Raw genomic sequence first — 953 nt, forward strand, 5'->3', positions numbered from 1 at the left:
GCTTCGCCGGAGCGACAGTCACAGGCCCGCTGCGCCCCTTCGGCGCCGGACCTCATCGACATCTCGTCGGCGTCGAGTTCCTCGACGTCGCTGGTCAGCTTGCGTACCAACCGGCTGAAGTAGCCGCCGTCTTTGGCGGGCATAGGTGCTCCTGTGCTCCGGGGCCGGCGACAATTTGCTTGCGGCCCGTGCGATTCCAGCGTACTGCGGTCCCCGCCAGGGAAACGCCTTTGCGCAAAGATCGCAACGTGACGTCCGCAATCAGAGTTCCCGCCGCGGTGCTCCTGCCCGGTACCGGCTCGGACGAGGTGTTCGTCCGGGCCGTCTTCGAAGGGCCCCTGCGCGCCCTCGGTGTCCCGCTCATCGCGCCACCCCCGCCGCCGGGCGGGGCGCTCGCCGACGGCTACCTGGCGACGCTGGACGCGCTGGCGGACGAACACGGCGAACTCCTCGTGGGCGGCATTTCGTTCGGCGCCCACCTCGCCGCGGAGTGGGCGGTGCGCCACCCGGGCCGTTGCGGGGGCCTGCTGGCCGCGCTCCCGGCCTGGAACGACGTCCCGGGCCAGGCACCCGCATCGCTGGCCGCGACGCTGACGGCGGATCTGGTGGCCGGTTCCGGCGTCGGCGCGGCACTGGCGCAGACCGAGGGCAGCCCGGGCTGGCTGCGGGCGGAGCTGGACCGGGCGTGGCGGCGCCACGGCGACGGGCTGGCGGACAGCCTGCGCGTCGCCGCCGGCCGTCCGGCGCCCTCGCTCGACGACCTCGCGGCGCTGCCCGTCCCGGCCGGGATCGGCACGTGCACCGACGACCCGGTACACCCGACGAAAGTCGCGGCGGCGTGGGCGGGCGCGCTCCCCCGCGCGGCCCTCGGCGAGACGACGCTCACGGCGCTGGGCGCGGACCGCGAGGCGCTCGGCCGGGCGACCGTCCTCGCGTTCCTGAAGGCACTGGGT

General features: G+C 74.9%; 1 protein-coding gene and 1 pseudogene. One reads left to right on the forward strand and one right to left on the reverse strand.

Going from position 1 to position 953, the window contains the following annotated elements; genetic code table 11:
- A pseudogene (locus ACFVYA_RS28905) lies at nt 1-143 on the reverse strand (DNA-binding protein); the annotation flags it as partial.
- A gap of 135 nt (nt 144-278) precedes the next feature.
- Between ACFVYA_RS28905 and ACFVYA_RS28910 the strand changes: the two are divergent.
- Nucleotides 279-953 (forward strand): alpha/beta fold hydrolase (locus ACFVYA_RS28910; RefSeq protein WP_387049411.1); only part of this gene is annotated, 675 nt, incomplete at its 3' end.

It is taken from the genome of Amycolatopsis sp. NPDC058278, assembly GCF_042881395.1.
Lineage (GTDB): Bacteria > Actinomycetota > Actinomycetes > Mycobacteriales > Pseudonocardiaceae > Amycolatopsis.